General features: G+C 24.2%; 7 protein-coding genes. 2 read left to right on the forward strand and 5 right to left on the reverse strand.

The features are described from left to right. Window positions 1-181: 181 nt before the first annotated feature. From A9758_RS05600 to A9758_RS05610, 3 genes are all read right to left on the reverse strand, one after another. A complete protein-coding gene (locus tag A9758_RS05600) occupies window positions 182-487 on the reverse strand; it encodes an MTH1187 family thiamine-binding protein (RefSeq protein ID WP_011406291.1) in 306 nt (101 codons plus the stop codon). A 5-nt stretch (window positions 488-492) separates the two neighbouring features. After that, a complete protein-coding gene (gene thiM / locus A9758_RS05605; protein WP_011406292.1) occupies window positions 493-1341 on the reverse strand; it encodes a hydroxyethylthiazole kinase in 849 nt (282 codons plus the stop codon). Window positions 1342-1489: 148 nt separating this feature from the next. After that, entirely contained in the window at window positions 1490-1864 is a 375-nt protein-coding gene (locus A9758_RS05610) for a hypothetical protein (RefSeq protein WP_011406293.1), read from the reverse strand. Window positions 1865-2036: 172 nt separating this feature from the next. Between A9758_RS05610 and A9758_RS05615 the strand changes: the two genes are divergently transcribed. Then, on the forward strand, window positions 2037-2498 hold the full coding sequence (locus A9758_RS05615) for a universal stress protein (RefSeq protein ID WP_011406294.1): 462 nt from the start codon (window positions 2037-2039) through the stop codon (window positions 2496-2498). Between the two features lie 13 nt (window positions 2499-2511). Here A9758_RS05615 and A9758_RS05620 read toward each other — a convergent pair whose 3' ends face one another. Next, complete coding sequence (locus A9758_RS05620; protein ID WP_011406295.1) at window positions 2512-3066, reverse strand: DNA-3-methyladenine glycosylase I; 555 nt, start codon at window positions 3064-3066, stop codon at window positions 2512-2514. A gap of 9 nt (window positions 3067-3075) precedes the next feature. Continuing rightward, window positions 3076-3741, reverse strand: a complete 666-nt coding sequence (locus A9758_RS05625) for a hypothetical protein (RefSeq protein ID WP_011406296.1) — start codon at window positions 3739-3741, stop codon at window positions 3076-3078. A 545-nt stretch (window positions 3742-4286) separates the two neighbouring features. Between A9758_RS05625 and A9758_RS07650 the strand changes: the two genes are divergently transcribed. Beyond that, a complete protein-coding gene (locus tag A9758_RS07650; RefSeq protein WP_011406297.1) occupies window positions 4287-5219 on the forward strand; it encodes a helix-hairpin-helix domain-containing protein in 933 nt (310 codons plus the stop codon). Window positions 5220-5260 lie beyond the last annotated feature (41 nt).

Here is a 5260-nt window from a genome sequence, read left to right on the forward strand (position 1 = left end):
AAAGGTATTGTTTTTAGTTCTATTTTCATTATATTGAAAGTTTCATAATATATTCAATGAATTTCATTAATTTATTTAAAAAGTAGGCTTATTCATATTTTTAATTAATTTTCTTTTATTTGGTATTTTGAAAATGAAATTGTCTTTATAATATCTTACTAAAAAATTAAAGGTAAATTACTTATTCAAGTAATTTATTTACAGTATCAACCTTAGCATCAAGTGTACGATTTTCTAAATCTCTTCTATCATCAATTTTAATAACAGAATAAACTCTACCAATACCTGCTTCAAAAACTGCTTCTTGTGCTTTAGCTAATACTGGATATAATTCTTCATAACTATTAGCTTCAATCTGTGTACCCATACCAGTTAATTGGTAATTAAGATTAGAATCTTTAATAACTTGTACTGCTGCTGTTACAAATTTTTTTAATTCAGTACCATCTGTTCCAACTGGTAATATTGCAAAATCTGCTGTTATCATAAATATCACTCCAATTTATATAACTTTCCATATTTCATAATAGTTTCATCATTCATATTATACATCATATCAATCAGATATGTTCTAAAAGAACCTGAACCTTCATTATTTATTTCCATTTTTCTTCTTGCTAATTCTCCAGAAATAGCCATGGATAAACTTCCAATAATTGCTGCTTCTAGTGGACTTGTAATAGCACAAAAGGATCCGATAACACAGGTAAGCATACAACCACTACCTGTAATTTTAGACATGACTTCTTCACCATTATCAATAAGATAGATACTTACTCCATCTGAAATAATATCTATTGCACCAGAAACTGCAATTGTTGTATTAAGTTTATCTGCAACAGCTTTTACTAAAGAAGCATTTGATTTAATATTATCTTTTGTAATAATATCATCACTTGAAACATCTACTCCTTTAGCTACAGATTTTTCATCTGTAATATTAAAAAGATTAGCAATAGCTTTTATTTCAGACATATTTCCACGAATAACATCAACTGATGATTTATTAATCAAATCAATAGTAATATCATTTCTTAATTTAGAAACACCTACAGCAACTGGATCAAGAACAAGGGGTGTGTTTGTCTTTTTTGTATGACAAGCTGCAATTTGCATTGGTTCTATTTGATCTTCAAGTAAAGTACCCATATTAATGATAGTAACACCTGCAGCTTCAACAAATTCTTCAATCTCAGGAGCTTCATTTGCCATAGCTGGTGATCCACCAATAGCAAGTACAACATTAGCACAGTCATTAATTGTTACATAATTTGTAATACAATGTGTTAATGGACATTTATTTCTTAGTTTTTCTATATTTTTACTACATTGTTCTAACATTTTTTTATCTATTTTTTTAATTTTATCAGTATCCTTTAAAAAAATTTTTCTATAATAATATATTTATAATTATTAATATATAATAATTAGAAGATAGCTTCAATATGGATAATTTAGATATAAAAAAAGTTATGTAGAGGTTATGTTGTTAGGATGATATTTTTTCCTCTTCAATATTTCTATTTTTAGCTATAATTTTATTTTTTTTGGATTTTTTAAGAGCATATATTGTTATAGGAATTAAAATTATGAATATAACAAAAGCAGAAGCTGGTATTCCAAAATACCTTTGTACTTGTTCTTGAATAATAAGCATAACAAGTAATCCACCAATAAATCCAATAATCATTGATTTAAAAGTCATTCCATGTGTCCACTTACAATCCTCTTTCATTTTCCCAAAAAAAGGATCAGCAGGTTCTTTAAAAACGCCCTGATATTCTCCTATTGCTTTGGGAATTATGTATACTGAATAAACTAATAAAACTAGAACTATATATCCTGTTATTTCTGTTATTGTCAAATAAATGCTTCCTTTCATATTTATTTTTTTCTTTATATGTAGTATGTAATTTAAAATAAATATAAATTTTGGTATACGTAAATATTAGTTATTTTTTTTATTAGATAGAAAATATTTAAATTAAAACATAACATATTAATAAATAACTAATAAATAAGGATGGAGATGAAAAATGTACAATAAAATATTATTACCAGTGGATGGTTCAAAAAATTCTGAAAAAGCAATAAAACATGCAACTACATTAGCAATTGATGAAGAAGCAGAAATAGTCATATTGTATGTGGTGGATCATAGAAGTTTAACAAGCCTTCCAGAAAATGCTCTAGAAGATAAAGAACTAGCAGACTATGAAAAACAAGGGGAAGTAGTAACACAACGTGTAGTAGATCAAATAAATGGAATTATTAAAGAAACCTCTCCTGATAAAACAATAAAAACAGAAAAATTAATAGTAGAAGGAAATCCTGCAAACATCATAATAAAAGCTATAGAAAAGAAAGATATTGACGTTGTTGTAATAGCAAATAGTGGAAAAAACTTTGTTGATAGATTCCTTATTGGAAGTGTAACAGAAAGAATAATTAGATGTTCTACTGTACCAATTGTAGTAATACCAACAAAATCAGAGTAAAAAAAACTCTTTTTCAACTATTTTTTTTATATAGAAAACATTCATCTTCATGTGAATATATAACACCTATGGCTTGTAGAAATGAATAAATAATAGTAGGTCCAACAAATTTCATACCTCTTTTTTTAAGATTTTTAGAAATAGACTCAGATAAACTAGATTTTGTCTTATTATTTTCATATATAATCTTATTATTAGTAAATGTTTTAATATAATTATAAAAACCATTAAATTCATGACTAATATCAATAAATACACTTGCATTAACAATAGATGATCTAATTTTTAGTTCATTTCTAATAATTTTTTTATTTGCCATTAATGTTTGAATCTTATCTTCATCGTAACAAGAAATCTTTTCTGCAGAAAAATCATCAAATGCATATCTAAAATCTTCTCTTTTATTAAGAATAGTCTCCCATGATAGTCCTGCTTGAAATATTTCGAGTATTAACATCTCAAAGAGATATTCATCATTAAAATTAGGAACACCCCATTCATTATCATGATAATCTATGTATAATGGATTATCTATATTACACCAACTACATCTAATATTTTTATTCAAAAATATTCCTCACCTTTTCTTTAGATAAATTAGAATTTTACCTATATTATTTATATCATTCATATTTGTATATATATTAAATGTTTCAAAATCATTACAATCATTTATATAATCATAGTCTGTAGATAAAATACTTCCATCTTTAGCATAAAAGACAACAGTTATAGTAAGATCTATCTTTTTTGAAGAGTTTCTTATCTCACCACATACAGTAATACTTTCTTGATTAGAATCCAATTCTGCTACAGAAACATTTGATAGATCAATTCCTTCTTTTTCATAGTTATTTTTTAATTCAATATAACTACTTAATATTTCACGTTTTCTATCAAGACTATAAATATATTCTAAACCCATATTTTCTAGTACATCTTCTTTAGTTTTACCAGTAGGAATATTGATATCTGTAGATATATTTTCTAATGTTTCAATAATTTCATCTTGTTTATCTAGTATAGAATCTACTATTGTATTAAGATTATTATACATATCTTCTAATTTTTCAATACTTAACTCAAGATTGTGGATATGTTCTGATTGGTTTTGTTTATCAGATACTTTTTTATAAACTTCCTGTATTTTTTTATTTAGACTATTGAATTCATTTACCATATCATCATTAATTTTAAGTATTTGGTGTGTATTATGAATTTTATTTTCCTTATTTGATTCCATGGTGATAACCTCAAAAATAAGATTAATTATTATTAATAGATTTTATAAAAAGTATAATATAAATAATTTTATTATACTTTAATTAAATATAAGGTTGATTTGTAAATGATTTTTTATAAAAATAGTAGTATTATATTAATTTTTTCGTTTGTATTTTATAACTTCTAAAAAAACCTGAAAAACCTACTAAAAATAAGGAATCAATCAATAGATTAAAATATAATGAAAAATTCCCAATACCTATTGTTAAAAAATCATATGAAACTAAAGTAAGTAGAACAAAGGAAATTTCCATAATTCAAATAAATCAAAAAAATAGATATAATAGAAGATAAACCAAATTTTAAATTAAATTATTCAAGTTTAATACAACATATGAAAAAAAATGGAAAAGACACAAAATCTTACTTTAAATCATTCAAAAGAAAATAAAACAACAATACAACAGAAAAAAATCCAAAAGAATTTAAAAAAAAATATTTAAAATAGATATAAACAAGTCAATAAAATAAACCTACAATATTCAAAGTATCGGTGGTGATAATATGGATGATGAATATCTAAAACAATTAGACAATACTTTAAAAGAGTATGTTGCAACTATAACAAATAATATTACATTAATAAATAATATTATTGATAAGAATGATTTATTTGGTGTTTCTAAAGAGATTACTGAACTTTACAAAAGAACAGATGATTTATCTAAAACATATAAACAGTTAGATGAAAAAGTAATTAAATCACTAGCAAAACAAGAACAGATATTAAATGTAATGGGAAACTCTAAAAATTTTCAAAAACCATCAAAACTAAAAACTCAATTAAAAAAATCCAAATATGTGGCAGTGAAAATAAATTCTGAAAGGGAAAAGAGAAGTGGGGTAACGTTACATGATTTTAAAATAAAAAAAACCAAGACAAGACAAGGAAATTTCTTCATAATAGATGGTAATGTTTTTACAAAAGATTGTAAAGAATTAGATATAAATGTTTTTTTTGAAATATATGATAAAAATGGGGAATTGGTGGATAAAGACTATGATTTTATATCAGTAAGTAGAGAAAATCCGCTTCAGGAGGTATCAATGTCTTTTGATGTTAAAGATTTAGATTCAATAAAAGTAGTGAATGTATATCCTGAAATAAATAATAATCAAAATATATTTGATTATCAAAGTGTTGATTTGGATAATAGTAGAAATAGAAAAGAAACTCAACCAACTAAATCAATTCCAACCGAGTCATTCTCATTAGTTAATATAAATACTGCAGGTGTAAATGAATTATCAAAACTTCCTGGAATAAATATGATACTTGCAAAAAAATTAATTCAACTACGTCAAGATGGATATATTGTAACTTCTCTTAATGATCTAGGCCAAAAACTAAATTTAAAAGAGTTTGAATTAGAACAATTAGAACCATATATAACAATAGAACAAGATACTAGAAAAAGTAGAACATTAGATATATAATCTAACTTTTATTTTATATATAAAAAAAATAATAATTTTCA

Source organism: Methanosphaera sp. A6, from assembly GCF_001729395.1.
GTDB classification, from domain to species: domain Archaea; phylum Methanobacteriota; class Methanobacteria; order Methanobacteriales; family Methanobacteriaceae; genus Methanosphaera; species Methanosphaera stadtmanae.

Bases quoted from the DNA above. Each gene is read 5' to 3' on its own strand.
- A9758_RS05600 (WP_011406291.1), bottom strand. From the start codon at position 487: ATGATAACAGCAGATTTTGCAATATTACCAGTTGGAACAGATGGTACT.
- thiM (WP_011406292.1), bottom strand. From the start codon at position 1,341: ATGTTAGAACAATGTAGTAAAAATATAGAAAAACTAAGAAATAAATGT.
- A9758_RS05615 (WP_011406294.1), top strand. From the start codon at position 2,037: ATGTACAATAAAATATTATTACCAGTGGATGGTTCAAAAAATTCTGAA.
- A9758_RS05625 (WP_011406296.1), bottom strand. From the start codon at position 3,741: ATGGAATCAAATAAGGAAAATAAAATTCATAATACACACCAAATACTT.
- A9758_RS07650 (WP_011406297.1), top strand. From the start codon at position 4,287: ATGGATGATGAATATCTAAAACAATTAGACAATACTTTAAAAGAGTAT.